General features: G+C 59.5%; 25 protein-coding genes. 17 read left to right on the forward strand and 8 right to left on the reverse strand.

Translation table 11 applies throughout. From position 1 onward, the window contains the following. Positions 1–68 precede the first annotated feature (68 nt). Together RFER_RS05355 and RFER_RS05360 are read left to right on the forward strand one after the other, a co-directional pair. Entirely contained in the window at positions 69–662 is a 594-nt protein-coding gene (locus RFER_RS05355; RefSeq protein ID WP_011463379.1) for a ComF family protein, read from the forward strand. Between the two features lie 5 nt (positions 663–667). After that, a complete protein-coding gene (locus RFER_RS05360) occupies positions 668–1,219 on the forward strand; it encodes a hypothetical protein (RefSeq protein ID WP_011463380.1) in 552 nt (183 codons plus the stop codon). Between the two features lie 42 nt (positions 1,220–1,261). On the opposite strand, the gene RFER_RS05365 is transcribed toward RFER_RS05360, so the two are convergent. From RFER_RS05365 to glmS, 4 genes are all read right to left on the reverse strand, one after another. Continuing rightward, the gene (locus RFER_RS05365; protein WP_011463381.1) at positions 1,262–2,107 is read right to left on the reverse strand and encodes a three-Cys-motif partner protein TcmP; all 846 of its coding nucleotides are present in this window, start codon (positions 2,105–2,107) and stop codon (positions 1,262–1,264) included. Positions 2,108–2,112: 5 nt separating this feature from the next. Next, on the reverse strand, positions 2,113–3,384 hold the full coding sequence (locus tag RFER_RS05370; protein ID WP_011463382.1) for a three-Cys-motif partner protein TcmP: 1,272 nt from the start codon (positions 3,382–3,384) through the stop codon (positions 2,113–2,115). A gap of 31 nt (positions 3,385–3,415) precedes the next feature. After that, complete coding sequence (locus RFER_RS23340) at positions 3,416–4,279, reverse strand: DUF5131 family protein (protein WP_084795567.1); 864 nt, start codon at positions 4,277–4,279, stop codon at positions 3,416–3,418. Positions 4,280–4,913: 634 nt separating this feature from the next. Further along, positions 4,914–6,797: a glutamine--fructose-6-phosphate transaminase (isomerizing) gene (gene glmS / locus RFER_RS05380; RefSeq protein WP_011463384.1), complete on the reverse strand. Its 1,884-nt coding sequence runs from the start codon at positions 6,795–6,797 to the stop codon at positions 4,914–4,916. Between the two features lie 387 nt (positions 6,798–7,184). Here glmS and RFER_RS05385 point away from each other — a divergent pair, with 387 nt between their 5' ends. The 7 genes from RFER_RS05385 to RFER_RS05415 all read left to right on the forward strand — a co-directional run bounded on the left by RFER_RS05385 (position 7,185) and on the right by RFER_RS05415 (position 13,416). Continuing rightward, a complete protein-coding gene (locus RFER_RS05385) occupies positions 7,185–7,958 on the forward strand; it encodes an ABC transporter ATP-binding protein (protein WP_041790217.1) in 774 nt (257 codons plus the stop codon). Further along, complete coding sequence (locus RFER_RS05390; protein ID WP_011463386.1) at positions 7,958–8,662, forward strand: ABC transporter ATP-binding protein; 705 nt, start codon at positions 7,958–7,960, stop codon at positions 8,660–8,662. The genes RFER_RS05385 and RFER_RS05390 overlap by 1 nt, the downstream gene beginning before the upstream one ends. Positions 8,663–8,731: 69 nt before the next feature. Next, positions 8,732–9,925 (forward strand): ABC transporter substrate-binding protein, encoded by a 1,194-nt coding sequence (locus tag RFER_RS05395; RefSeq protein ID WP_011463387.1) that lies wholly within the window; start codon positions 8,732–8,734, stop codon positions 9,923–9,925. 77 nt (positions 9,926–10,002) lie between these two features. After that, a complete protein-coding gene (locus RFER_RS05400) occupies positions 10,003–10,887 on the forward strand; it encodes a branched-chain amino acid ABC transporter permease (protein WP_011463388.1) in 885 nt (294 codons plus the stop codon). Between the two features lie 15 nt (positions 10,888–10,902). After that, on the forward strand, positions 10,903–11,892 hold the full coding sequence (locus tag RFER_RS05405) for a branched-chain amino acid ABC transporter permease (protein ID WP_425057084.1): 990 nt from the start codon (positions 10,903–10,905) through the stop codon (positions 11,890–11,892). Between the two features lie 90 nt (positions 11,893–11,982). After that, positions 11,983–12,885, forward strand: a complete 903-nt coding sequence (locus RFER_RS05410) for an EamA family transporter (protein WP_011463390.1) — start codon at positions 11,983–11,985, stop codon at positions 12,883–12,885. A 45-nt stretch (positions 12,886–12,930) separates the two neighbouring features. Beyond that, positions 12,931–13,416, forward strand: a complete 486-nt coding sequence (locus RFER_RS05415; protein ID WP_011463391.1) for an Lrp/AsnC family transcriptional regulator — start codon at positions 12,931–12,933, stop codon at positions 13,414–13,416. Positions 13,417–13,438: 22 nt separating this feature from the next. Here RFER_RS05415 and RFER_RS05420 read toward each other — a convergent pair whose 3' ends face one another. Next, positions 13,439–14,200: a sensor histidine kinase gene (locus tag RFER_RS05420; protein ID WP_011463392.1), complete on the reverse strand. Its 762-nt coding sequence runs from the start codon at positions 14,198–14,200 to the stop codon at positions 13,439–13,441. Continuing rightward, complete coding sequence (gene glmU / locus RFER_RS05425; RefSeq protein ID WP_166485669.1) at positions 14,197–15,630, reverse strand: bifunctional UDP-N-acetylglucosamine diphosphorylase/glucosamine-1-phosphate N-acetyltransferase GlmU; 1,434 nt, start codon at positions 15,628–15,630, stop codon at positions 14,197–14,199. Before glmU ends, RFER_RS05420 begins: the two co-directional genes overlap by 4 nt. Here glmU and RFER_RS23985 point away from each other — a divergent pair. Both RFER_RS23985 and RFER_RS05430 read left to right on the forward strand, forming a co-directional pair. Then, the gene (locus RFER_RS23985; RefSeq protein ID WP_166485670.1) at positions 15,629–15,805 is read left to right on the forward strand and encodes a hypothetical protein; all 177 of its coding nucleotides are present in this window, start codon (positions 15,629–15,631) and stop codon (positions 15,803–15,805) included. The two genes, glmU and RFER_RS23985, sit on opposite strands and share 2 nt — an antisense overlap. Before the next feature lie 9 nt (positions 15,806–15,814). Next, the gene (locus RFER_RS05430) at positions 15,815–17,233 is read left to right on the forward strand and encodes an L-serine ammonia-lyase (RefSeq protein WP_011463394.1); all 1,419 of its coding nucleotides are present in this window, start codon (positions 15,815–15,817) and stop codon (positions 17,231–17,233) included. Positions 17,234–17,347: 114 nt separating this feature from the next. Here the strand turns inward: RFER_RS05430 and RFER_RS05435 are convergent, their stop codons facing one another. Next, complete coding sequence (locus RFER_RS05435; RefSeq protein ID WP_011463395.1) at positions 17,348–17,839, reverse strand: DUF2917 domain-containing protein; 492 nt, start codon at positions 17,837–17,839, stop codon at positions 17,348–17,350. A 129-nt stretch (positions 17,840–17,968) separates the two neighbouring features. Here RFER_RS05435 and RFER_RS05440 point away from each other — a divergent pair, with 129 nt between their 5' ends. Further along, a complete protein-coding gene (locus RFER_RS05440) occupies positions 17,969–18,931 on the forward strand; it encodes a LysR substrate-binding domain-containing protein (RefSeq protein WP_011463396.1) in 963 nt (320 codons plus the stop codon). A 9-nt stretch (positions 18,932–18,940) separates the two neighbouring features. On the opposite strand, the gene RFER_RS05445 is transcribed toward RFER_RS05440, so the two are convergent. Then, positions 18,941–19,540, reverse strand: coding sequence for a 5-formyltetrahydrofolate cyclo-ligase (locus RFER_RS05445; protein WP_011463397.1), 600 nt, complete (start codon positions 19,538–19,540; stop codon positions 18,941–18,943). A gap of 9 nt (positions 19,541–19,549) precedes the next feature. On the opposite strand from RFER_RS05445, the gene RFER_RS05450 reads away from it, so the two are divergent. The 5 genes from RFER_RS05450 to RFER_RS05470 all read left to right on the forward strand — a co-directional run bounded on the left by RFER_RS05450 (position 19,550) and on the right by RFER_RS05470 (position 26,263). Further along, entirely contained in the window at positions 19,550–21,556 is a 2,007-nt protein-coding gene (locus RFER_RS05450) for a lytic transglycosylase domain-containing protein (protein ID WP_041790219.1), read from the forward strand. Positions 21,557–22,081: 525 nt separating this feature from the next. Further along, positions 22,082–22,765: a glutathione S-transferase family protein gene (locus RFER_RS05455; protein WP_011463399.1), complete on the forward strand. Its 684-nt coding sequence runs from the start codon at positions 22,082–22,084 to the stop codon at positions 22,763–22,765. A gap of 1 nt (position 22,766) precedes the next feature. Beyond that, positions 22,767–24,068: a multifunctional CCA addition/repair protein gene (locus RFER_RS05460; RefSeq protein WP_011463400.1), complete on the forward strand. Its 1,302-nt coding sequence runs from the start codon at positions 22,767–22,769 to the stop codon at positions 24,066–24,068. Between the two features lie 36 nt (positions 24,069–24,104). Beyond that, entirely contained in the window at positions 24,105–24,824 is a 720-nt protein-coding gene (locus RFER_RS05465; protein WP_011463401.1) for a response regulator transcription factor, read from the forward strand. Further along, a complete protein-coding gene (locus RFER_RS05470) occupies positions 24,821–26,263 on the forward strand; it encodes a sensor histidine kinase (RefSeq protein ID WP_011463402.1) in 1,443 nt (480 codons plus the stop codon). Before RFER_RS05465 ends, RFER_RS05470 begins: the two co-directional genes overlap by 4 nt. Positions 26,264–26,282: the final 19 nt, after the last annotated feature.

The following is a 26,282-nucleotide window of genomic DNA, read 5'->3' on the forward strand; positions in this document are numbered from 1 at the left end:
CCGTAGCGTACGCGAACCAGTTTCATTGCTTTTGTTTACTACTCGAACAATAAAGGGAGGCCAGTTGTATGAAAGTCAATCTCAGAAATTTAACCGGCAATTGGAGTTCTGGTTACGCCTTAGACAAACACATGATTTCAAGCACTTATATGGGTGTCAATGAATACGGGCGAGACAAGTTTGATAACGTCAGAACGGAGGTAGGAGAGGCCACCTATCAGCTGAAGTACAAGCAGGATTGGTCGCAGGTCGCTCCCCTAGCCAAAGCCATTTTTGATAACGTTTTCCCCAAGCTTTCGGCGGTTGGTCTTCTGATTCCAATGGCCGCTTCGACTCACCGTACGAGACAACCCGTACTGGAAGTCACCAAAGAATTAGGCAAACTATCAGGGCTACCCGTATTCGAAAATTTGCTTGCCAAACAGGCCGGCGGAAGTTCACTGAAAAATCTCACAACGAAGGATGAAAAAAATGAGGCTTTGACTAAGTCTGGGTTTACTTTGACAACAACTGATGGGTTCACTACTGAAGGGCCGTGGAATGCTCTAGTAATCGACGACCTATACCACACCGGTGCATCCATGGAAGCGGCTTGCACAGTGTTAAGCAGACACCCAAAGATCAAAAAAATCTATGTGGCTACACTAACGCACAGAGGCTAATAAACATGACGACCGTATTTATTGCAGGATCAATCAACATTAAAAACCTTGACCGCAAAGTCAAGGATCGGATCGACAAGGTTGTCGATCAGAAGCTTGATATCGTGGTCGGCGATGCCGATGGCGCCGACACGTCGATCCAGAACCATCTGTTTTCAAAAGGTGCTGGTCAAGTCACTGTGTACTGTAGCGGCGCGAGCGCACGCAATAACGTCGGCGACTGGCCACAGACCAACGTCGAGCCTCCGTTTACCCCCGGCACCCGCGCCTTTTTCACCGCGAAAGACATTGAAATGGCCAAGGTAGCGGACTATGGACTGATGGTGTGGGACGCAAAAAGCACGGGGACGTTGAGCAACGTCATCGAATTACTCAACAGAAAGAAGAAGTCAGTCGTATTTGTGAACAAAGAAAAAGACTTCAAGACTGTTGGCGATGTCGAGCAGTTGATCCACTTGGTTGCATGCATGTCTGATCACGCAAAGCGCAAAGCCGAAGAAAAAATCGACCTCTCGGAAAAAATTAATGCCCTTCGACAGACTTCAATGTTTGCCTGAGGAGCCGCGTGAAGCAATCGCACGCTGAAGACCCCAAAAAGCTTAGAAGTTGAATTCCCGATTGACTCCCTGTGCAACTTCACCCCAAATCTTATTCGGTAGTGGATGTCGACTGAAGAATACCAGGTGATACAAGGGACGATTCCCGTCATCACGGATTAGAGGAATGCGTTGACTGATAGTGAATCCGAGTGCGGTCACGAGGCCGCACCAATACTCAAAAAAAGCTTCGTCTGCATCGCCTCTCACAAATGCTTTTGGATCGATATGATCTCTCCATCCGGGGGCCGCTAAGTCAAATCGAGCACGTTCAGGGTTGTACTCCATCAGTACGTTGCGCCGCAAGTCCATGGTACTAAAGTGAATCGCAAAGTCCACTCGCTTTAGTCGCGATAACTTCTCAATAATGCTGAAGGACAGGTACTGAAGGTTGTAGGGGTCCAAGTAAACCAAACACAAAGCGTTCTGCGGAATTTCTTTCAGAACTTGGTCCACGGTTGATGCGGCTGGTCCGGGAAAAAACTTGACGGGCGCTCCCAAAGCAGTGAGACGCTGCCCACAGGCGGAGGCCCTTTCTTCATCAAGGTCGCCGACAAGACAGGATGTGAACTGCACCTGATCTAGCTTGGAATGTTGCCATGCAATCTGCGCGCCTCCATGACGAGTGATTTGCTCATCTTTCACCTGAATTCGACCTGGCCCACAAAAAAGATCTACGAAAATTCGATGGCGATATTTTTCACGTGCCCGTCGTGTCGCCTCAACATACTTCGCCAGGTAGGTGTGTTTCATCTCTGGCACCCAGCGGCCCACACCCTCTCCTTGTCGTCCAAGCTCAATTGGCAGGTTCGGATAAGGGTCTTTGTCTTGCGCGAGTTGGAAGTTCATTTGACCTAGCCCATTGAAGTGCTGAAGAGGCTAGATTGACGACTGCGTTCAATCACATCTGTATCACTCATGTACCTGGCGCGCGTCATTCGCTTCCCATTCTTTGAAGTGACAAGGATGTCACTTTGGCCCGCCAACTGTTCAAGCGCAGTTTTATACATACTTGATGTCGCAGGGGAGGTGTTGCACGTGGACGAGAATAATTCACCGAGTTGAACTGGCACATTTCGAACATAGACATTGGTTGCCAACTGTTGAACCAATGCTTTCGTCGACTCTGAACGTGCTACATCATCAAATTGGAATCCGCCATTGAATTCCTGTCTGAACCCCATTGTGTGAGTCGCGAGCATGTCTAAACCGGCACCACCGTAATGCACGAAATGGTTCTGGTGCTTCCAATGCACCTGCTTCATTACATCTTGGGCGCGCGGATGTTGAGATAGATGAACCAACCAGTACTCACCATGTCCGCTACCTTCGCCCCTAATGAAAAAAGGTGTGAAGAACTGGGCTCCGCAATTTCGTACCAGTGCCTGGTATAGAGCGGCTTGGATAAACCTGCGCCAGTCAGCGTCATCTTCTTTGAGCTTCTCAATTGACCTGCCACCGAGCGCGCTCCCAATGTCAATTGCCAATTTTCCTGAAACGTGATTAGTGAATTGATCGTTGGTATAGGTAGCGAAAGACGATACGTGGAATGTCAATACCACCTCGCTCCCTGGGAGTTCAGAAAAGATACGTTGAATCAAGTTTGCTGGAACGTCGATGTAGCCATACTGGTCCAGAAAGAAGAGTGCAGTGCCTGCTCTTGGTGTATGACGCTTGATCAGTTGAATCACGGCATCATTGACTTTGGCGAATTCTTCGTGGATCAGGTGGATGCTTTTGCCAATGGCCGCTCCGTAGCCACGCTCCTGTAGAACCTTGCTTAGAAACGAGACTGCGCTTGCATCTTTGTCAATGAACACGTATTGAACGTCAAGTTCAAGTGGCTTGGTTCGATCCTTGTTGACGAGTATCCGTGCCTCATCCACTGCAGCCAGCATTCGAAGAGGGGAGCCAAGAATTAATTTCGACTGTCCACGTATTGTGTACAGGCCACCACCGCAAAAGCCATCAACCAGAGTAATGCGAAGGCGCTCACGACCTCTGGCATTTAAGGTTCGTTGTTGTAAATAGCGCAGTAAATAGCCAACAAGTACCTCATGCTTGGTTAGGCTGTGCGCATCGATCTCTGCGGGCCCCTCTGCCCAGTCGTAGTGTTTCTTTGCCAAGCCCAGACCTTTCGAGGAGTTGGAGAAGTTTCTATGAGCTAACGACGGAATTGGGAAACTGGTCCCAGTGTTGCCCGCCCAAGGTTCTGCCCGCTTTTCCCTTTCCAATGCCGACGAGTTTGATTTCAGCTCCGTCTCGCATCACGACATGAATTGGCGTTCGACGAGTCATTGCATCAACGGCCAACTCTATTGGAGCCCAATGCCCCCACTGCTTAAAGTGGAAGGCAACGCCGGCAGAAGTGCATTGCTCTCTGAGACCGTCTGGCCAATGTGGCTCCATAGGCCGTGAACCGGGTCCCGATTCGCCGCCAGCGATTACCCAATCGACCCTGGTTCCTTTGTTACTGAATTTAAGCCACTTCTTCAGATCAATGGGTCCCAGCAAGGGCTCACAAGACAAAAATCGAACGGTTGGTGTAGTGAAGTCAAGAAGGTGTTTGATCCTCTTGTCTGCAGAATCTTGGTTTTCGACGGTAGCACCAAGCCACACGTTGGCCGGAAATTCATAACCAACTGGCAGCTGTTTACGCACCAAGTGTATGCGTTTGGTGAGCAGAAGCCAATCAAGATGTGGTGTTGCGTCAATCAGCTGAAGCAGGCGAAGCCGAGGTTGGACAAGATCTGGGCGATTTTCAAATACGTCGGCCATGGACGCACAGAACACCCTGCGTCGAACGCCTGCTGCTTCAGCATCGCGATCCCACTTCAGTGGCTCTTTCCAGTGAGCATCGGTAAAAAATTTACGATCAGACTTTGCACCCCAGACTTTGTCACCTAGGCGTTTGGCCCAAGTTTCCGCATAACAATGGTCGCACGCAGCCGACACCTTCACGCAACCCCACCAGGGGTTAAACGTGTGATGTGTCCACTCGATGGTTGTTTCTTTACCCATATTGGCCAGTCCTGCAATGTGTAATTGATGGAGCTGTATTTTTGTCCAGTATACGTCAAGTAATAGCAAATGCCATAGGGTTGCATCATCGAGAAATTAGCATGTGCTTTCACATCAGTAGGACTGGCACGAAGGAAACAAGGGGAAGGGGGGGCGAGTGCGCAAAGATGGATCGTTCCACCAACAAACTTTCGCCGTCAGTCCTGTTTGGTATGCTGGGCGGCGCGACACCTTTCGACACAGAACCACCGCTCATTGGTTCACTGGGTTGAACGACCGCAAACGACACACCAAGATTGCGAGGCGTTTGACCGCAATGGGCACACAGGAGCCGCCGGCGGTCGGCTGCTTCGAAGCAAATCCAACTTTGCTATTTGAGATTCCAGAAGCTGACTTTCGTGGACGTCAGCAGATGGCCAAGACCTGTCAAAGACTTTAGTTGCTCGCGTCAGACAATTTCCGCTGGTTTTTGGCTGATTCGGGAGCTGGCGACGGAGAGATGTATATAGGTCACATGGACAAATGCACCTCAGTCGCTGGCACCTTTTATTTTCACAATCAACTTTTTACAGACTTTAATGCCAATTTACAGACTTTAATAATAAAAGCAATAGTCAAACTCACTTGCAAAAAACTACTCCACCGTCACACTCTTGGCCAGATTGCGCGGCTTGTCCACATCGGTGCCTCTGGCGCACGCCGTGTGGTAGGCCAGCAGCTGCAAGGGCACCACATGCAGCAGTGGCGAGAGTTCGCCGTAATGCTCGGGCATGCGAATGACGTGAATGCCTTCACCCGACTCAATGTGGCTATCGGCGTCGGCCAGTACATAGAGCACGCCACCGCGCGCGCGCACCTCGTGCATATTGCTCTTGAGCTTTTCCAGCAGTGCATCGTTGGGTGCCACCGTGACCACCGGCATGGCGCTGGTCACCAAGGCAAGCGGGCCGTGCTTGAGCTCGCCCGCCGGATAGGCCTCGGCATGGATATAGCTGATTTCCTTGAGTTTGAGTGCGCCTTCCAGTGCAATGGGGTAGTGCAGGCCGCGGCCCAAAAAGAGTGCGTTTTCTTTTTTTGCAAAGTCTTCGGACCAGGCAATCACCTGGGGTTCCAGTGCCAGCACGGCTTGCAAGGCGGCGGGCAAATGGCGCATGGCTATAAGGTGGCGCGTTTCTTCGGCTTCGCTCAAGCGTCCTTTGGCTTGCGCCAGCGCAAGCGTCAGCAAGAACAGGCCGGCCAGTTGCGCGGTGAAGGCCTTGGTCGACGCCACGCCAATTTCGATCCCGGCGCGGGTGATGTAGGTGAGCTCGCATTCGCGCACCATGGCGCTGGTGGCGACGTTGCAGATGGTCAGCGTGTGCGTCATGCCCAGACCTTGGGCGTGGCGCAAAGCGGCCAGGGTGTCGGCTGTTTCTCCGGACTGGGTGATGGTGACGACCAGGGTGCGCGGGTTGGGCACCGACTCGCGGTAGCGGTATTCGCTCGCCACTTCCACCTGGGTGGGGATTTTGGCGATGCTTTCCAGCCAGTATTTTGCGGTGCAGCCACTGTAGTAGCTGGTGCCGCAGGCCAGAATCAACACCGAGTCAATCTCTTTGAAAACATGCGCCGCGTTGCTGCCCGGCGCATGGTTCATCTGTTGGTCGAACAGTTCGGGCACGATGCCGTCAACGCCTTGCAAGGTGTCGGCAATGGCACGCGGCTGTTCAAAAATCTCTTTTTGCATGAAGTGGCGATACGGTCCCAACTCGGCCGCGCCGCTGTGCGCGTGTACGGTCTTGATCGGGCGTTGCGCCGCCGCGACCGGTTTGCCGAGTCGGTCAAATAGCCAGTACTTGCCAAGCTGGATATCGACGATGTCGCCTTCTTCCAGGTACACGATCTGGTCAGTGACGCCAGCCAGTGCCATCGCGTCGCTGGCCAAGAAATGCTCCTGGCTGTCTCGGCCAACGCCCAGAATTAGCGGCGAGCCCGCGCGGGCGCCAACCAGGCGCTGTGGCTCATCCTTGCAGAAGACGGCAATGGCGTAGGCGCCGCGCAACTGCTCCAACGCGGCCTTGACGGCTTCAAACAAATCACCGTCATAGCGGCTGTCGATCAGGTGCGCGATGACTTCGGTGTCGGTCTGGCTCTGAAACACATAGCCTTTGGCCTGCAGCAGGGTGCGCAGTTGATCGTGGTTTTCAATGATGCCGTTGTGCACCAGCGCAATGCGCCCGGGGCGGTTCAAGGCATCTGCGCCAGGCCCATGGCTGAAGTGCGGGTGGGCGTTGTGAACCAGCGGGGCGCCGTGTGTGGCCCAGCGCGTGTGGGCAATGCCGGTGCTGCCCTCCAGATGACTGGCGTTGACCTGCTCGGCCAGCTCGGCGACGCGGGCTGTGCTTCGGGCCCGCTGCAAACCGTTGGCATAGACGGCCACGCCGCAGGAGTCATAACCGCGGTACTCCAGCCGGGCCAGGCCCTGCACCAGGACAGGAACGATATTGCGGTTTGATACCGCGCCGACGATGCCACACATAGACTGCTCCAGAAATTGGTGCTTAATGGTATGAGAACCTGAAAGAAATTTGCAGATAAATATAAAAATTAATTGAATTTATATTTCATATATTTTATATATGACTCTAATATTTCAATATTTAGTCTATATAGAAATAAACTTTCCATGAATAGTTGTTGTGTGCCAGTGCGAAGAGGCGGTAACTCGCTGCGTCGCAGTGTGGACTGGGCGGTCAATGGGACTTGGGCGCAATGCGCGGGTCCGCGCTGTTTGTCCTGTCGTTCGGACAGTAAAACTACCTAAGTGCTTACCCGCTAACGCGTCACAGTGCAACTCGTTAGCATGCACGTTCGTGTTGCGGACCGCTGCGTCTGTCAACTGTCATCCAGACAGCCGGAGAGCAATTTGTCAGTGGAGTTCATTCTTGAGACCCGTGGGTTGACCAAAGAATTTAAGGGGTTCGTGGCGGTTAATCACGTGGACCTGAAGGTTCGGCGCGGCCACATCCACGCGCTGATTGGTCCCAACGGCGCAGGCAAAACCACCTTTTTCAATTTGCTGACCAAGTTTCTGCAGCCGACCAGTGGCAGCATCTTGTTCAATGGCACCGACATCACGTTTGAGAAGCCCGCGCAAACGGCGCGTCGCGGTATTGTTCGCTCGTTCCAGATTTCGGCAGTTTTCCCGCACATGACGGTGCTGGAAAACGTGCGCGCCGCGCTGCAGCGCAATCTGGGCACCTCGTTTCACTTCTGGAAAGCCGAAAGCACGTTGTTGCACCTGCATGAGCGGGCCCGCCAACTGCTGGCCGAGGTCGATTTGCAGGACTTTGCCGACGAGATGACCGTCAATCTGCCCTACGGTCGCAAGCGCGCGCTGGAGCTGGCCACGACACTGGCGTTGGAGCCGGAACTGATGCTACTGGATGAACCGACGCAAGGCATGGGCCACGAAGACGTGGATCGGGTCACGCAACTGATCAAGAAAGTGTCTGCCGGGCGCACCATCCTGATGGTGGAGCACAACATGAATGTGGTGTCAAAAATTGCCGACCGCATCACGGTATTGCAGCGCGGCGCCATCATTGCGGACGGCCCGTATGCCGAGGTGTCCAAGAATCCGCTGGTGATCGAAGCCTACATGGGCACCGTCAACACTGAACTGCAGGGTGCACATTGATGAGTAAGGAATTGCTTCGCATTGAAGACCTGCACGCCTGGTACGGCGAGTCACATATTCTGCATGGCGTCAATTTGACCGTGAACGAAGGCGAGGTCGTGACGCTGTTGGGGCGCAACGGCGCCGGGCGCACCACCACCATGCGCGCCATCGTTGGCCTGACCGGCAGCCGCAAGGGCGCGATCAAGATCCAAGGCGTCGAAACCATCAAGATGGCTCCTCACAAGGTGGCCCACTTGGGTGTCGGCTACTGCCCGGAAGAGCGCGGCATTTTTGCCAGCCTGACAGCCGAAGAAAATCTGATGTTGCCGCCCACGCTGGCGCCAGGCGGCATGAGCGTCGACGAAATTTACGCGATGTTTCCCAACCTGCAAGAGCGCGCTTCGAGCCCCGGCACCCGCCTGTCAGGCGGCGAGCAGCAGATGCTGGCAGTGGCGCGCATTTTGCGCACCGGTGCCCGGCTGCTGCTGCTCGATGAGATCTCGGAAGGTCTGGCGCCTGTCATTGTGCAAAAACTGGCCGAGATGATTTTGACGCTCAAAGCCAAGGGTTACACCATCGTGCTGGTGGAACAGAACTTCCGCTTTGCGGCGCCGCTGGCCGATCGTTTTTACGTGATGGAGCACGGTGTCATCGTCAAGCAGTTCGCGCAAAACGAGTTGGCTCAAAACATGGGCATGCTGCAGGACTATCTGGGCGTTTGACATTTATTTTGCCAACAAAAAAGTAATCCATTTCCCCCGCTTCTCAACAACCAACTATCAGGAGACATCATGAAACTCAAGACCCTCGTTGCCGCCATGGCTATTGGCTTTGCCGCCGCAGCATCGGCACAGACCACCGGCCCGGTCAAGATCGGTTTCATCACCGACATGTCCAGCGTGTATGCCGACATCGATGGCCCGGCCGGCGGTGAAATGGTCAAGTGGGCAGCGCAGGATTTTGGCGGCAAGGTGCTGAACCGTCCGATTGAAGTACTGACCGCCGACCACCAGAACAAGGCCGATGTCGCCAGCTCCAAAGCGCGCGAATGGATCGACAAGGATGGCCTGTCGATGCTGATTGGCGGCACGAACTCCGGCACGTCGCTGGCCATGGCCAAAGTCGCTGAGGAAAAAAAGCGCCCCTTCATCTCGATCGGCGCCGGCTCGGCCCGCCTGACCAATGAAGCCTGTTCGCCCTATACCGTTCATTACGCCTACGACACGGTGGCGCTGGCCAAGGTGGCCGGCACGGCACTGGTCAAGGCCGGTGCCAAGACCTGGTTCTTTCTGACAGCCGACTATGCGTTCGGTTATTCGTTGGAAGGCGATGCCTCCAACGTGGTCAAGGCCAATGGCGGCACCGTTGTCGGTGCGGTTCGTCACCCGCTCAATGCTTCCGATTTCTCATCGTTCCTGCTGCAGGCGCAATCGTCCAAAGCGCAGATCCTGGGGCTGGCCAATGCTGGCGGCGACTTTACCAACGCGATGAAGGCGGCCAAGGAATTCGGCATCAACAAGACCATGAAGATCGCCGGCCTGCTGGTGTTCATCAACGACGTGCACAGCCTGGGACTGGCCAACACCGAAGGCCTGCAACTGGCTGACAGCTGGTACTGGAACCAGGATGACGCCTCGCGCAAATTTGCCAAACGTTTCTTCGACAAATACAAGCGCATGCCTTCCAGCGTACAAGCCGCCGACTACTCGGCCGCCGCCAATTACCTGAAGGCAGTGCAGACCGCCGGCACGACCGACGCGGACAAGGTGATGTCCACCTTGAAGGGCATGAAGATCGATGACTTCTACAACAAGGGTCAGATCCGCGCTGACGGCCGCATGATCCACGACATGTACCTGTTCCAGGTCAAGTCGCCCAAGGAATCGACCGTGCCATGGGACTACTACAAGACCGTGGCCAAGATTCCGGGTGAGCAGGCTTTCACCACGGTGGCCGAATCCAAATGTGCGCTGAACAAGAAATAAGCTGACCAACAAGGCGGCTGGTCGCGGGTGCGGTTGGCCGCTTTTTCAATATTTCAGGCATCAACTAACGGGCCTCCATGGAAATTTTCGGTATTCCCCTTCAAGCTTTTCTGGGCCAGTTGATGCTGGGCCTGGTCAATGGCGCGTTTTACGCCATGCTCAGTCTTGGGCTGGCTGTCATCTTTGGTCTGTTGGGCATCGTGAACTTCGCGCACGGTGCACTTTATATGCTGGGCGCCTTTGCCGCCTGGATCATGCTTGACAAATTCGGCATCAATTACTGGTACGCGCTGGTACTGGCGCCGCTGACGGTGGGTGCGCTCGGTGTCGTGATCGAGCGGCTTTTTCTCAAGCATCTTTACAAGATTGACCCCATTTACGGCTTATTGCTCACCCTGGGCCTGGCCCTGATTGCCGAGGGCATTTTCCGCGAGTTGTATGGCGTATCAGGCCAAAATTACAATGTGCCCGAACTGCTGTCCGGCGCCACCAATCTCGGCTTCATGGTGCTGCCCAATTACCGTGCCTGGGTGGTGCTGGTATCGCTGGCGGTGTGCGTGGGAACCTGGTATCTGATCGAGCGCACCCGGCTAGGCGCCTACCTGCGCGCTGGCACCGAAAACGCGGCGCTGGTGCAAGCCTTTGGCATCAATGTGCCGCTGATGGTGATGCTGACCTATGGCGCGGGTGCGGCACTGGCGGCGCTCGCAGGTGTATTGGCAGCGCCCATCATCCAGGTTAATCCTCTGATGGGCTCCAACCTGATCATCGTGGTGTTTGCGGTGGTGGTGATTGGTGGCATGGGCTCCATCATGGGCTCGATCCTGACTGGTCTGAGCCTGGGAGTGATCGAAGGCTTGACCCGCGTGTTTTACCCGGAAGCATCCAGCATTGTGGTGTTTATCATCATGGTAATCGTGCTGATGATTCGCCCCGCCGGTCTGTTCGGCAAGGAGGCCTGAGCCATGAGCAGCGCCATGAACCCCCTCACTGACAGCAAGCAGATGACCAAAGCCGCCAAATTCCTTCGAATCACATACATCGCGCTGTTGATCCTCGCGCTGGTGGCACCCATGATCGGGCTCTACCCGGTGTTTGTCATGAAGCTGCTGTGCTTCGCGCTTTTTGCCTGCGCCTTCAACCTGTTGCTGGGCTTTACCGGTTTGCTGTCTTTTGGCCACGCCGCATTTTTTGGCTCGGCGGCTTACATCACCGGTTACCTTATCAAGTCGCATAACTTCACGCCGGAACTGGGCATTGTCGCGGGCATGATTGGTTCAGGCCTGATCGGACTGGTGGTTGGTTATGTGGCCATCCGGCGTCAGGGTATTTATTTCGCCATGATCACCCTGGCCTTGGCGCAGATGGTCTATTTTGTCTGCCTGCAGGCGCCTTTTACCGGGGGTGAGGACGGCCTGCAAGGCGTGCCGCGCGGTGCGCTGTTTGGCCTGCTGTCGCTCCAATCGGACACCGCCATGTATTACCTGGTGGTGGCTGTGTTTGTGGCGGGTTTTCTGGCCGTTTCACGCATTGTGCATTCCCCGTTTGGCCAGGTACTCAAGATGATTCGTGAAAACGAACCGCGCGCGATCTCGCTGGGCTACCAGGTCGACCGCTACAAGCTGATGGCTTTCGTGTTGTCGGCCGCGCTGGCCGGACTGGCAGGCTCGCTCAAGACCCTGATCATGGGTTTTGCCACCTTGTCCGATGTGCACTGGACCATGTCGGGTGAAGTCATTTTGATGACGCTGCTGGGTGGCGTCGGCACCTTTTTCGGCCCGGTGATGGGCGCCGGTATTGTGATCTCGCTGCAAGACACGCTGGCTGACAAGGTCGGCTCCTGGGTGAACGTCATCATTGGCGTGATTTTTGTGCTGTGCGTGCTGGCCTTCCGTAAAGGTGTGGTCGGCGAGTTGCAGGCCTGGCTGGAGCGCCGCCGCAGCGTCGCGGCAGCGCCCAAGGCCTAAAAAGGCGACGGGTAACAAAGTGCCGAGGCCGCCTGCTGCGGCCAGCGTCCTCAGTGCGCTGGCCTGGATGGTTTGCCTGACAATCGAGCCATGAAAAACTCGCTTTCATTGCGCCACTTCCTGTTGGCGCTGGCGGTAGTGGCGGTCTGGGGCACCAATTTTGTTGTCATCAAACTCGCTCTGGGCCAGATGCCGCCCCTGTTGTTTGCCACCTTGCGCTTCGCCGTGGTGGTGGTGCCAACAGTGTTCTTTTTGCCGCGGCCAAAGGTGCCGTGGCGCAACCTCGCCGCTTACGGCCTGCTGATCGGCGTGGGCCAGTTTGGCCTGCTGTTTATCGCCATGAATGGTCATATTTCGCCCGGCCTGGCTTCGCTGGTGATCCAAGTTCAGGTGTTCTTCACCATCGGGCTGGCGATGCGACTGGCCGGCGAACAGCTGCAACGCATGCAGTGGCTGGCATTGGCTTTGGCCAGCGCTGGTATTGGCATCATCGTGCTGCATACCGATGGCAGTACCACGCTGCTGGGGCTGGCGCTGATTCTGCTGGCCGCGCTGGCATGGGCGGGGGGCAACATCGTGGCGCGCGAGGCTGGGCGCGTCAATATGGTGGCGTATGTGGTGTGGTCGAGTCTGTTTGCCGTGCCGCCGCTGGCGGCGCTCTCCTTGTGGGTTGAAGGTTGGGACGCGGTGGCTGCGGGCCTGCGCGGCGCCGATGCGGTGGTTTGGGCCGCGGTGGCGTGGCAGGCCTGGGGCAACTCGCTGTTTGGCTACGCCGCCTGGGGCTGGCTGCTGGCACGCTACCCGGCCGCCACCATCACACCGATGGCGCTGCTGGTGCCTTTGTTTGGCATGGGCGCCGCCGCGCTCTGGCTGGGAGAAGGCTTGCCGGGTTGGAAACTCAGTGCCGCCGCGCTGGTCATGGGCGGCCTGGCCCTGAATCTGCTGTGGCCCAAGTGGCGCCAGTGGCTGCGCCAGCGCCCGGTGGCGAATTGAATTGCGACTGCGAATTCGTCGAAACCTTGCACTGATCAAAAAAATATGGAACACGCCAACCTTGATTCAATCGATTTGCAGTTGCTGGCACAGCTGCAGATTGACGCCTCGCTGACCAATCAGGATCTCGCGGCGCGGGTGCATGTGTCGCCACCGACCTGTTTGCGCCGGGTCAAGCGGCTGCGCGATGCGGGCCTGATCGAGCGGGTGATCGCTGTGCTGAGCGTGGACAAACTCGCTGACGTAGCGGGCTTTGGCCTGTGTGCGTTGACCGAGATCACACTGGACCACCAGGACAACCAGGCGCTCGAAGCATTCGAGCAACGCGTCTCCCTGGAGGATGCCGTGCAGCAGTGTTACCGCGTGTCGCCGGGGCCGGACTTTTGCCTGGTGGTGCAGGTCGCGCAGATGCCTGACTATCTGGCGCTGGCGCAGCGCTTGTTCACGGCGGATGCCAATGTGCGCAACGTCAAAACTTTTTTCAGCGTCAAGCGCAGCAAATTTGGCGCGCGGGTGGCGCTGCCATTGTGACGAACTGTGATGGGGCTGTGACCTAATTCACGGTTGGCGCCAGCGGCAATGTGAAACTGACGCTGCAGCCCGCATCGGGTGCGGCGTTGGCCCAAACCACGCCACCGTGGCGTTCCACGATTTTGCGGGTAAGCGCCAAGCCCATGCCAAGGCCCTCAAACTCACGAGCCCCGTGCAGGCGCCCAAACGCATGAAACAATTTGTCCTTGTACTGCGGGTTGAAACCCGCACCGTTGTCGGTGATGGTCAAGGCGCACAGGCCGCTGGCATGGGTTTGCCACGTCAACTCGATTTCAGCCACCGCTCGATGCGCCGTGAACTTGACTGCGTTGGACAGCAGGTGCATCAATACCTGCCGAATCAGCACCGCGTCACCTTGCAGGGCGGGTATGTCTTGCGCCACCTGCCAGTGAATCACTCGGCCTTGCAGCGCGGGGGCCATGGCCGTCAGCACATCACGCAGCAGTTGCCCGACGTCCAGCCGGGTCAGTTGCAAATCCAGCCGCGTCAGTCGCGACAACTCAGTCAAACCTTCGATCTGGCGTGTCATCTGCTTGGCCGCCTGCTGCACCGTGGCGAGGTGCGCAGCGATGTCGGGGGTGAGACGCTCGCCCAGGTCTTCCTGGATGATTTGCGCATAGGCGCTGACATGGCGCAGCGAGGCGCGCAGGTCGTGTGACACCGCGTAGGTGAAGTCATCAAGCTCAGTGCGTGCCTGGAGCAACTCGCGCTGCAGGCGCTGGATGTCGCTGGCTTGCGTCCCCCTCGACGCGGTCGTGCTCATTTGCTCGGCCGCTTCCAGTTGGCGATGCTGACCTGTTTCGCCCGCGCCACGGTGAGTGCCCCCGGCGGCGTGTCTTTGGTCACGGTGGAGCCACCGCCCACGGTGCCGCCCGCGCCGATCGTGAGCGGGGCAATCAGTACGCAGTTGCTGCCAATGTGCACATCGGCTTCAAGGACGGTGCGGTGTTTGAAGGCGCCGTCGTAATTGGCGGTGATGCTGCCGGCACCATAATTGACGCGCTCGCCGACGGTGGCGTCGCCCAGATAAGCCAGATGGTTGGCCTTGGCGCCGCGCGCCAGCGTCGAATTCTTGACCTCAACAAAGTTGCCAATGTGCACCGCTTGGCCCAGCTTGGCACCGGGCCTGAGCCGGGCAAACGGGCCAATCAGGGCTCCGGCGCCGACTTCCACCGCGTCCTTGCTGCCGGGTTGGCCGCCTTCGATGTGGGTAAACGGGTGAATCACGGCCCCGGCGGCAATGGTCGCATTGCGGATCACGCAGTTGGCGCCGATCTTCACGCCTTCGCCCAGGGTTACCACGCCTTCAAAGACGCAGTTGACATCAATCGACACGTCTTGTGCGCAGTGCAATTGGCCACGCACGTCGAGCCGCGCCGGGTCCGCCAGGCGCACGCCTTGCTCCATCAGTTGCAGCGCCACTTTGCTTTGAAACGCCCGCTCCAGCGCCGCGAGTTGCACCGGGCTGTTGACGCCCGCGACCTGGGTCGCGTCGGCAATCTTGTGCGCCACCACCGGCACACCATCGGCCACGGCGAATTTCACGATGTCAGTCAGGTAATACTCGCCTTGGGCGTTCTGCTTGTCCAGCCGCGCCAGCCACGCTTTGAGTTGCCGGGCGGGCAGCGCCATGATGCCGCTGTAGACCTCGGTGATCTCACGCTGCACAGGCGTCGCGTCCTTCTGCTCGACGATGGCTTGTACCACGTCACCCCGGCGCACAATGCGGCCGTAACCCGTGGGGTCGGCAAAATCGATAGTCAACAGCGCCAGCTTGTCAGTGCCGGCGGCGGCGATCAGGTGCCGCAAGGTAGCCGCCTGTATCAAGGGCACGTCGCCCGAAAGCACCACCACCATACCGTCGTCGCGCAGCAGCGGCACCGCTTGCTGCACTGCATGGCCGGTGCCAAGTTGCGGCTCCTGGCGTACAAAATTTATATCAAATCCAGCGCTAGCCCCCGTGTTACCTGAGACAGCCGCTTCTACTTCCATAGCGCCATGACCGGTGATGACCACCACCTGACGGGCTGACAGTTGCGCCGCCGTGTCCACCACATGCTGCAGCAAAGCGCGCCCGGCCAAAAGGTGCAACACTTTGGGCAGTTTGCTTTTCATGCGCGTGCCTTTGCCGGCGGCCATGATGACCACGTCCACGGCAGTCGCCGCTGGTTTGATTTTTGAAATATCACTCATGCCTGTTTCCATTCTTTCTCCCACCCGACCCGATCAATTTTTTCACATTATCGGCGGGCTGCCGACGGTGCTGGCGCAGGGGCTGCAGGTTTTGCTTTGGGCGATGCGCCGCAACCAGACCGGTGCCCGGTTCCTGGTTGCCACCGGGCGTTCAGGCCCAGCCAATTGCGCCTAAGATCAGCCCATGGCCATCAGCGTTTTTGATCTCTTCAAGATTGGTATCGGACCGAGCAGCTCGCACACGGTGGGGCCGATGCGCGCGGCGCGCCTGTTTGCCCAGACGCTGGAGCGCGAGCACTGGCTCGACGCCACCCAGGGCGTGACCTGCGAGCTGTATGGCTCATTGGGTGCCACCGGCAAAGGCCACGGCTCCGATGTGGCGGTCATGCTCGGCTTGATGGGCCACGCGCCCGACACGGTGGACGTGGCTGCGGTATCCGGCCTGATCCAGACCGTGCGTGCCCAGCAGACGCTGGCGCTGCTGGGCGTCAAACCCATTGTGTTCAAGGAAAAAGAGCACGTGCTGATGTACCGCCGCGAGGCCCTGGCCGAGCATCCCAACGGCATGAAGTTCAGTGCGGTGGACGCGCAGGGCCAGTTGCTCCGGCAAGCCAAGTACCTCAGCGTCGGCGGCGGTTTTGTGGTCACCGCTGGCAGCTCCAATGAGGCCGTGCTGAGCGAGTACCAGAAAGTGCCTTACCCCTTCACCTCGGGCGCTGAACTGCTGGCGACTTGCCAGCAGCAGCGCTTGAGCATTGGCGAGTTGATGTGGGCCAACGAGCGCACCTGGCGCAGCGATGATGAAATTCGTGCCGGTTTGCTCAACATCTGGCGCGTCATGCGCGAATGCGTGCAACGCGGCCTGAGCGCGCAGGGCCTGCTACCCGGTCCGTTCAAGGTGCAGCGCCGTGCCCCGGTGCTGGCGGCCCAGTTGCGCGAGCGTGCCGAGCAAGCGCTGGCCGATCCGTTGTCGGTGCTGGACTGGGTCAATGTCTATGCCTTTGCCGTGAATGAAGAAAACGCCGCCGGCGGGCGCGTGGTGACTGCGCCGACCAACGGCGCGGCCGGGGTCATTCCGGCGGTGCTGCACTACTGCGACCGCTTTGTGCTGAGCCAGCACGCACGCACAGCGCAGACCGACGCCACCGGGCACAACAGCGCCGACGACGCGGTGATCAATTTCCTGATGAGTGCGGCGGCCATCGGCATGTTGTACAAGCTCAATGCCTCCATCAGCGGCGCCGAAGTGGGTTGCCAGGGCGAGGTTGGCGTGGCCTGCTCGATGGCCGCCGCCGGCTTGACCGCGGTGATGGGCGGCAGCCCCGAGCAGATTGAAAACGCCGCCGAGATCGGCATGGAGCACAACCTGGGCCTGACCTGCGACCCCATCGGCGGCCTGGTGCAGGTGCCCTGCATTGAACGCAACGCCATGGGCGCGGTCAAGGCTGTGAACGCGGCGCGCATGGCGCTGGCGGGCAACGGCCAGCACGTGGTGTCGCTCGACAAGGTGATCAAGACCATGCGCGAGACCGGCGCCGACATGAAAACCAAATACAAGGAAACCTCGCGCGGCGGCTTGGCGGTCAATATTGTGGAATGTTAGGGCTCTCCGATGCGCAGCTGCCCTGAATTTGGCCTGCCGTGCGGCGACTTGCCGATCGAGGCTGGCACGTGCGTGGCGCGCCAATGCCAAGCTGCTGGCAGGCTCCGGCCAGGGTCATGGCTGGTTAGTCTCGAGTTTTGACAAAACACGACCGCGCCCGGCCACCAGATACTCGCCGTAGCCGGCCAGCCCCAGCACCAGTTGTCCCAGGGCAAGGCCCGCCATCAGCACCGCCTGTCCCAAATCGCGCAGCGGACGCATCACCGCCGCCTGCCAGCGCGACGCGCGCAGGGTGACTGACTCGGCAAGCGGGGTCCACTCAAAGTAAACCGGCGTCGCGTTCGCCGCGCCGTAGGGCTCAAAAACCAGGTGCTGCCCGGCGCGAACCGCCAATTGTTGCCCGGCCTGCAAAAAGTGGTCCCCCAACTCATTGGCGGGTACGCGCGGTGAGCCGTCAACGGTGGCCCACACCTGTCCCTGTTCGATGCGCAGTACACCCGCCTGGCGCGGCCGCAGGCTGATGGCTCGCCCCGGCATCAGCTTCCAGCACACAAAAACGGCGGCGTCTTGGGCGTGTTGCAATTGCGTTAAATGTTGCGTGACCATGACAGACTCCAGTAATGCAATTTGGCATTGAATGATCGTCACAAAAAGCTTGTTCGTCCAATGAATTCAAGGTAAGCTATTCATTCCATTTACGCATCAATAGACGGGCTCGTCCCGGGCTCATACTGCATGCAACATTCTGAAAACCATCTGCGCACGCGCCCCATTTCGGTCGGTCAGTTGCGCGCCTTCGAGGCCGTGGCGCGCCATCTCAACTTTCGCGCCGCGGCTGATGACTTGTCGCTGACCCAAAGCGCCGTCAGCCGCCAGATTCAGGCGCTGGAAGATGAAGTGGGGGTCGGTCTTTTTTTACGCCACACGCGCGCCGTCGAGCTCACCAGCGCGGGCGCCCAGTTGCTGCGCGCCGTGTCGCCGTCACTGGAACGCATGGACAGCGCGGTGCGCCTGATCCGGCGCAGCGCCGGACGCAAAAGCGTGGCCATCAGCACCTGGGCCTCGTTTGCCTCCATGTGGCTGATCCCGCGGCTGGAGGCCTTCCAGAGCGAGCACCCTGACATCGACATTCGGATTGACGCCACGGATGTGTCGGTCGATCTGGACACCACCGACATCGACCTGGCGCTGCGCTACACCCTGCCTTCCAGCGTGCCCTCCAATGCCGTGCGCCTGTTCGGCGAGCAACTGACCCCCGTGGCCAGCCCCTGGCTGCTCAAGAGTGGACACCCTCTGAAGCGAGGTGAAGACCTGGCGCATTTCGCCTTGATCGAAGCCAGCGACGCGAACCGCACACTACATCTGGAGTGGCTCACCTGGCGCCGCTGGCTCGATGAGCACGATTTCAAGAAGCTGGAACCGAAGCGCTGGCTTTATTTCAACTATGCCCACCAGATTGTGCAGGCCGCGTTGACGGGCCAAGGCGTGGCACTGGCCCGTACGCCACAGGTGGCAGACAGCCTGGCCTCAGGCGACCTGGTTGAGGTTTTACCGGGCATGCGCCTGGACTCGCCCCTGGCCTACTGGCTCATCGTCAGCCCGCGCAGCGCGGCGCGCCCCGAGACCCGTGCCTTTTGCGACTGGCTGATGGCTCAGGCCGCGCTCACGCGCCAGGCGACAGGCGAGGCGCTGGCATAGGCAGCTTTCCTAGACCGGCCACACCACGCCGTTGTCGTTCAGGATGGCATCGAGCGGTATGTCATGCGGCTCGGGCTCGAAGTCAGGCAAGAAACCCTGCGCAAACCCGAGCCCGACGGTAAATGGTTGGGGTGTCAGCGCGGCCAGCATGCGGTCATAAAAACCGCCGCCATAACCCAGCCGGTAGCCGCCCGCCGCATAACCCACGCACGCCACAAACAGCAGGGTGGGCACAATGACCTCGGTGTCCTTCGGTTTCAGGATGCCGTAAGCGTCTTCTTCCATCGGACAGCCGGGATACCAGGCATGGAAAGCCATGGTCTTGTGAACTTTGTCCACCACCGGCAGTCCAATCATTCGAGGTTGAGGCTGGTCGATCAGTTCGCCGTCTTCTTTCCACCGATGCAGCGCTGGCAAGGGGTCGAATTCACCCTTGATCGGCCAGTAGGCACCAATGACGGCATCCGGGCGGCCGACCAGCCAAATGCGCATCACGCGTTGCAACAGGTTGGCGCGTTGTAGTCGATCCGGGAGATTCAGACGTTGTTCAACCAGGCGTTTGCGCAGGGCTTTTTTGGCCTGCGCTTTCTTTTCATCAGTTGTATCCATAATCTCCACATGCAGTTCTCTACCATTTTGACATCGATTGCGCTGCTGGGCGTGTTGACCCTGTCGGCAAATCCGGCGGCGCAGGCGCAATCCAGGGTGGCAGGCACCACGGCCGCCGACCAGACTATTCTGGAGATGAACCAGGCCTTCAAAAAGGGCAATAGCAAGCGTCTGAGCGAGCTGTTGCCCCAGATGCGTGACCACACCCTGGAGCCCTGGGCCGCTTATTGGGAATTGCGTGCCCGCCTGGACACCGCAAGCCCGGCTGAAATTCAGTATTTTTTGAACCGCTTTGCCGGTACCTACCAGGAGGACCGCTTGCGCAACGACTGGCTGCTGCTGCTCGGGCAACGGCAGGAATGGGGCACTTTCATGGCCGAGTACCCCAATTTCCGCATGAACGATGACCGTTCGGTCCAGTGCTACGCCTTGCTGACCGACTTCAAGTCAAGCGAACGCGATGTGGTGCAACAAGTGGAGGACCTGTGGCTGGCCCAGCGCGATGCCGATGACGGCTGTGCGGCCGCCGCAGACCAGCAGCTCAAAGCCAGAAAGCTCCAGCCCCAGACAGTCTGGTTGCGCGCGCGCCAGGGGTTCGAAAACGACAACCTGCGCATCGCCACCCAGGCGGTTGGCCTGCTCAATGCCGAATGGGCCAACACGGTCAGCGCGATCTACACCCGGCCCGAACACTACCTGGAAGGCAAGCTGCTGGCGCTGCGGCTGCGCACCAAAGAGCTGGTCACGCTGGCCATGATTCGCCTCGCTGTCAAAGACCCTGCCGCTGCTGCCGTCGAGATTGACAAACTGCGCTGGAAAACCCAACTCAGTCAGGAGGAGCGCAGTTGGGTCTGGGGCGTGATCGGCAAGCGTGCCGCCATGCGCTTGTCGGATGACGCCTTGGCCTATTTCATGAAAGGGCAAGACAAGTTCATGCAGGCCGATCAACTGGCCTGGAAGGTGCGCGCGGCGCTGCGGGCAGGCAACTGGGCGCAGGTGGTGGCTGCCACGTCGGCCATGAGCGAGAGCCAGCGCCAGGACGCCGCCTGGGTCTACTGGCGCGCGCGCGCCCTGCTGAAGCTGGCCAAGACGCAGGCGGATCATGTCGAGCCGCAGCGCTTGTTGCAAAGCATTGCTGGCGTGCGCGGCTTCTACGAGCAACTGGCACTGGAAGAACTTGGCCAGCGCGTGACCGTGCCCGCAGCGCCCGCCGCGTTGACAGCCGAAGAAAAGGACGCGGCCCGGCTCGACCCCGGCCTTGGTCGCAGTCTGTATGCCATTCAAATCGGCTTGCGCAGCGAGGGCGTGCGTGAATGGAATTACAGCGTCAATATGCACCAACGCGGCGGCATGAACGATCGCGAACTGCTGGCCGCTGCCGACCTGGCCTGCCAGCATGAGGTGTGGGACCGCTGCATCAACACCAGTGAGCGGACTAAAAGTGTGATCGATTTCGCGCAGCGCTTTCCTATGCCACACAAGGACGCGGTGCTGCAGCGCAGCTCGGAAATCGGGTTGGACGCGGCCTACGTGTATGGCTTGATCCGGCAGGAAAGCCGCTTCATCGTGGACGCCCGTTCGGGTGTCGGTGCCGCCGGGCTGATGCAAGTGATGCCAGCGACGGCCCGCTGGACCGCCAAAAAAATCGGGCTGGTCAACTTCAAGCCGCAACAGCTCAGTGAGCGTGACACCAACATTGCCATTGGCACCGGCTACCTCAAGTTGGTGCTGGACAACTTTGACGGCTCCATGCCCATGGCCGCCGCCGCCTACAACGCCGGGCCCGGGCGCCCGCGCAGCTGGCGCGGTCAAGCTGGGGCGCCGACGCTGGAAGCCGCCATCTGGGCCGAGAACGTGCCGTTCACCGAGACCCGTGACTATGTGAAAAAAGTCTTGTCCAACACCACCAGCTACGCCGCGCTCATTTCCGGTCAACCGCAGTCGCTGAAAAGCCGCCTCGGGCTGATCGGGCCACGCGGTGCCGGGGCGGCACCGGTCGATTCCGACTTGCCTTGAGGCTTGGCGGGTTGTAGTTTGCAGGTTCGGTGAGGGTTGAGGCTACTGCGACGGCGGTTTTTCTCTGGGATTTTTCCCCCACTCACTCCCCCAACCCCTCTCTCGCCCCGCCGGGCGAAAGAGGGGCGCCTCATTTGGCCGCGTTTTTTAAGGTGGGAAAACTGGTAATCAAAGGCGTGCTGACCTCGAAGCGGCGGCAACCTATGAACAGACCGATCAAATTAATAGTGGGCTGTGGGTCAACGCCAAGCGGCGCGTGTACGTCCCACCTTCAAATACGCGGCCAAATGTGGCTGTTGGCTCCCTCTTCCGCCCGGCGGGGCGGGAGAGGGCGGGGGGAGTGAGTGGGGAAAAAATAACTTAAAAATCCAACACGGCAGTACCCGGTCAGTATCAGAAAGATCCGAATGGATTTAGGTGACATAAACCGACAGTCCCGGTCCAGTATGCGTAGACAGCTATCAATAGAAGCAATCAAAACCAATCACTGGCCGCGCTGCTAGCATTCACGTTTTGGAGAATTTCATGCTCAAACTCGTCATCGGCAACAAAAACTACTCCAGCTGGTCCATGCGCCCCTGGGTGCTGCTCAAACAAGCGGAGATCCCGTTTGAAGAAATCAAGGTTCGCTTTGACGCGTTCACGCCAGATTCCAGCTTCAAGAAAACCGTCAATGCCCTGACACCGACCGGCAAGGTGCCGGTATTGATCGATGGTGATCTGGTGGTGTGGGACACGCTGGCCATTGCCGAATATGTGGCCGAGCAGTTTGCGGACAAACACTTGTGGCCGCGTGACAAGGCCACGCGTGCCAGGGCGCGCAGCCTTTGCGCCGAGATGCACGCCGGCTTCACCGGTCTGCGCAGTCACTGCCCGATGAACATCGAAGCGCGGCTGCCTGAGGTTGGTGCCCTGATCTGGCGCGACCAGCCCACGGTGCGCTCGGACGTGGCGCGGCTGGTCGCGATGTGGGACGAGTTGCTCAAGGCCCACGGCGGGCCTATGCTGTTTGGCGACTTTTCGGTGGCGGATGCCTACTTTGCCCCGATCTGCACCCGCCTGACCAGCTACGCGCTGCCGCTACCGCCCGCGATTGCCGACTACGTCGCGCGGGTGCAGGCGCTGCCCGGCGTGAAAGCCTGGATCGACGGTGCGTTGGCAGAACAGGATTTTCTTGATTTTGAAGAGCCTTACCGCCTGAAGCGCTGACATGCAAATCTACCTGGTCGGTGGTGCTGTGCGCGATGCCCTGATGGGCTTGCCGGTGACGGACCGCGACTGGGTGGTGGTCGGTGCCACGCCGGATGAGCTGGTCGCGCAGGGCTTTGTGCCGGTGGGCAAGGACTTTCCGGTGTTTTTGCATCCGCAAACCCACGAGGAATATGCGCTGGCACGCCTTGAGCGCAAAACTGCGCCCGGTTACCACGGTTTTGCCGTTCACGCCGCGCCCGATGTGACGCTGGAAGAAGACCTGGCGCGGCGCGATTTGACTATTAATTCAATAGCTATTGATGCAGATTACATAAGGGCTAAAGGCTTATTTGATATCAAAAGCTCGGAAACGGCGCCGGCTGCCTTGGTCGATCCTTTCAACGGCCGGCAGGACATCGCTGACAAAATATTTCGCCACGTCAGCGCCGCTTTTTGTGAAGACCCGGTGCGCATCCTGCGCCTGGCTCGTCTGGCCGCGCGCTTTCCCGACTTCAGCGTGGCCCCCGAGACGCTGCAACTCATGCTTGAGATGGTGCACAGCGGCGAGGTCGATCATCTGGTGGCCGAGCGCGTCTGGCAGGAGCTCTCCCGTGGGCTGATGGAGGCCACGCCCTCACGCATGTTCGAGGTGTTGCGCGAATGTGGGGCGCTGGCCAGAATCCTGCCGGAGGTCGATCGACTCTGGGGCGTGCCGCAGCGTGCCGATTACCACCCCGAAATCGACACCGGCGCACACCTGGCGCTGGTGCTCGACATGGCGGCCCGCCTGGGCGCTGACCTGCCGGTGCGACTGGCCTGTCTGACGCACGACCTGGGCAAGGGCACCACGCCGGCCGACATTTTGCCGCGCCACCTCGGGCATGAGCAGCGCAGTGCGCAACTCCTCAAGGGCCTGGCTGAGCGGCTGCGCCTGCCCACCGATTGCCGGGAGCTGGCCGACGTGGTGGCGCGCGAGCACGGCAATATTCACCGCAGTGGCAATCTCGACGCTGCTGCACTGGTACGCCTGCTGGAGCGCTGCGATGCCTTTCGCAAGCCGCAGCGCCTTGGGCAAATCTTGCTGGCCTGCGAGTGTGACGCGCGCGGGCGGCTGGGGCTGGCCGAGTCACCCTATCCGCAGCGGCCCCGGCTGCTGTCGGCCTTGTCGGCCGCGCAGGGTGTTGTTACAGAAAAGATAGCGTCTGACGCAATGGCGACGGGGGCTAGCGGCCAGAAAATAGGTGAACTGATTCATCTGGCGCGGGTTCAGGCGGTCCAGGCCCGGCTGCAGTGCCCGCTGCCCGCCACCCCGGCGCATTGATGGGGCAGCGCCCGCTTTGCTTGTTATGCTTGGGCCATGTCCCATTTGCTGATTGTTGAAGATGACGAGTTGCTGCGCGATGCCTTGGGTGCTCAGCTGACCCAGGCCGGTCACACCGTCACCCCTGCCAGCGACGGTGAGCGCGCGCAGGCCTTGCTGGAGTCCAACCGCTTTGACGGCGTGATTCTGGACCTGGGCTTGCCCAAAGTCAGTGGCATGGAGGTGTTGCGCTGGCTGCGCAAACGCCTGCCCGCGCTGCCGGTGCTGGTACTCACCGCGCGTGACGGTGTCGAGGACCGGGTGCAGGGGCTCAACGCCGGGGCCGACGATTACCTGACCAAGCCGTTCAGCATGGCTGAGCTTCAAGCCCGCCTGGGCGCCATGCTGCGGCGCGCCAGGCTGCCCGCTTTTGGGGGTTCGCTGGAACTGGTCACCGATGGCGCGCGGCGTCTGCGGGTGGATGCCAGATTGCCGCAAGCCTGGCTCGGCGATGAAGCGCTGGAACTGACGCAACGCGAGTGGGCGCTTTTGTCCCTGCTGGTCACCAACGCGGGGCAGGTGATCAGCCGTGAAGATGTGCTCTGTGCATGGCAGTCCGAGCCCGGAGACGGTACGAGTACCGGGGCCAGTGCCGGTGTGGGCTCGAATGCGCTGGAGGTCTATATCCACCGCCTGCGCCGCAAGCTGGCCGACTCCGGGCTCAATATCCGCAACGTGCGCGGCCTGGGTTACATGCTGGAGTCCAGTGCGCCGTGAGCCCGGGCGACACGCTGGCGGGGGAGGGCGCTGGCTCGGGCACGGCGGGCCATGGCTTGTCGCTCAAACGGCAACTGCTGCTGTGGTTGTTGTTGCCGCAGCTGGTGCTGTGGTTGGTGGGTGGCGCCCTGGCCTACCGGATTGCATTGAGCTACGCTGAAAAAGGCATCGACCAGTCCCTGACGCAATCGGTGCGCTCGCTGGCGCGTCAGGTCAAGCCGATCGGCTCGGGTCTGCTGATCGACTTTCCGCGCGCGGCACAAGACATCATTGAGCAGGATCCGCAAGACCGGGTCAGTTACCTGGTCTCATCGCCGCCGGGGAGTTTCTTGCTGGGCAACGGCCGCTTGCCGGAGCCGCCGCAGCGTCTCAGCCCGGTTCCCGGCGAGCCCTTGCTGTACAACGCCGTGGTGGACGGCAAACCGATGCGCGTGGCGTTGCTGGAAGTCAACTATGGGGAGGCCACCTCGCCCCAGCGCTTGCGGGTGCAGGTGGCCAAGAGTCTGGTCGTGCAGCGGCGCCTGACGACGGAGCTGGTGGCCGACATGCTGGCGCCCTTGCTCTTGTTGGGCGTCTTGCTGAGTGTGCTGGTGTATGGCGGTGTCTCCCGCGGCCTGCTTCCGCTGACCCGGCTGCAGGCGCAACTGGGGCTGCGGCGCGAACAGAATGTGTCGGCGTTGTCGCCGATCGAGATGACGCAGGCGCCGCAAGAGGTGCACGCGCTGGCGCAAGCGGTCAACCAATTGCTGGCCGCCGTGCGGCGCAGCCTGGGGCAAGAAAAGCGTTTTTTGAACGACGCGGCGCATCAGTTGCGCACGCCGCTGGCCGGCTTGATCAGCCAGACCGAACTGGCGCTGGCCGAGACCGATCCGCAAGCCCTGCACGCGCGCCTGAGCAAGGTGTTGGCGGGCGCCCAGCGCAGTGCGCACCTGGTGCAGCAACTGCTGTCACTGGCGCGCAACGAGGCCGAGGTGCGCCTGCAAACGCTCGACCTGGCAGCCCTGGCACGCGAGGTGGCGCGGGATTGGACACCGCGCGCCATGGCCGCCGGTGTGGACCTGGGCTATGAGGGGGCCGACAGTTTAGGTGTGCAAGGTGAAGCCATGTTGCTGCGCGAGGCCATGAGCAACTTGCTTGACAACGCACTCCTCTATGCCGGTCGGGGTAGTGTGGTGACGCTGCGTGTGAAGCGCTTGACCCAGCAGGCCGTGCTGGAGGTCGAAGACAACGGTCCCGGCTTGTCGGCGACTGAACTGGCGCACCTGTTCGAGCGCTTCTGGCGCGCCAGCGAGCTGCCTGGCGGCTGCGGCCTGGGGCTGGCCATTGTGGCCGAGATCGCCCAGCGCCACGGGGGCAGCGCCAGTGCGCACGTCGTACAGCCGCACGGCCTGCGGATCAGTCTCAGCCTGCCAGTGGTGTCGTGGGATACTGCACTCTGAATGGTCTGACTGACCGCTT

The sequence above is a fragment of the Rhodoferax ferrireducens T118 genome, from assembly GCF_000013605.1.
Taxonomy (GTDB): Bacteria; Pseudomonadota; Gammaproteobacteria; order Burkholderiales; family Burkholderiaceae_C; genus Rhodoferax; species Rhodoferax ferrireducens.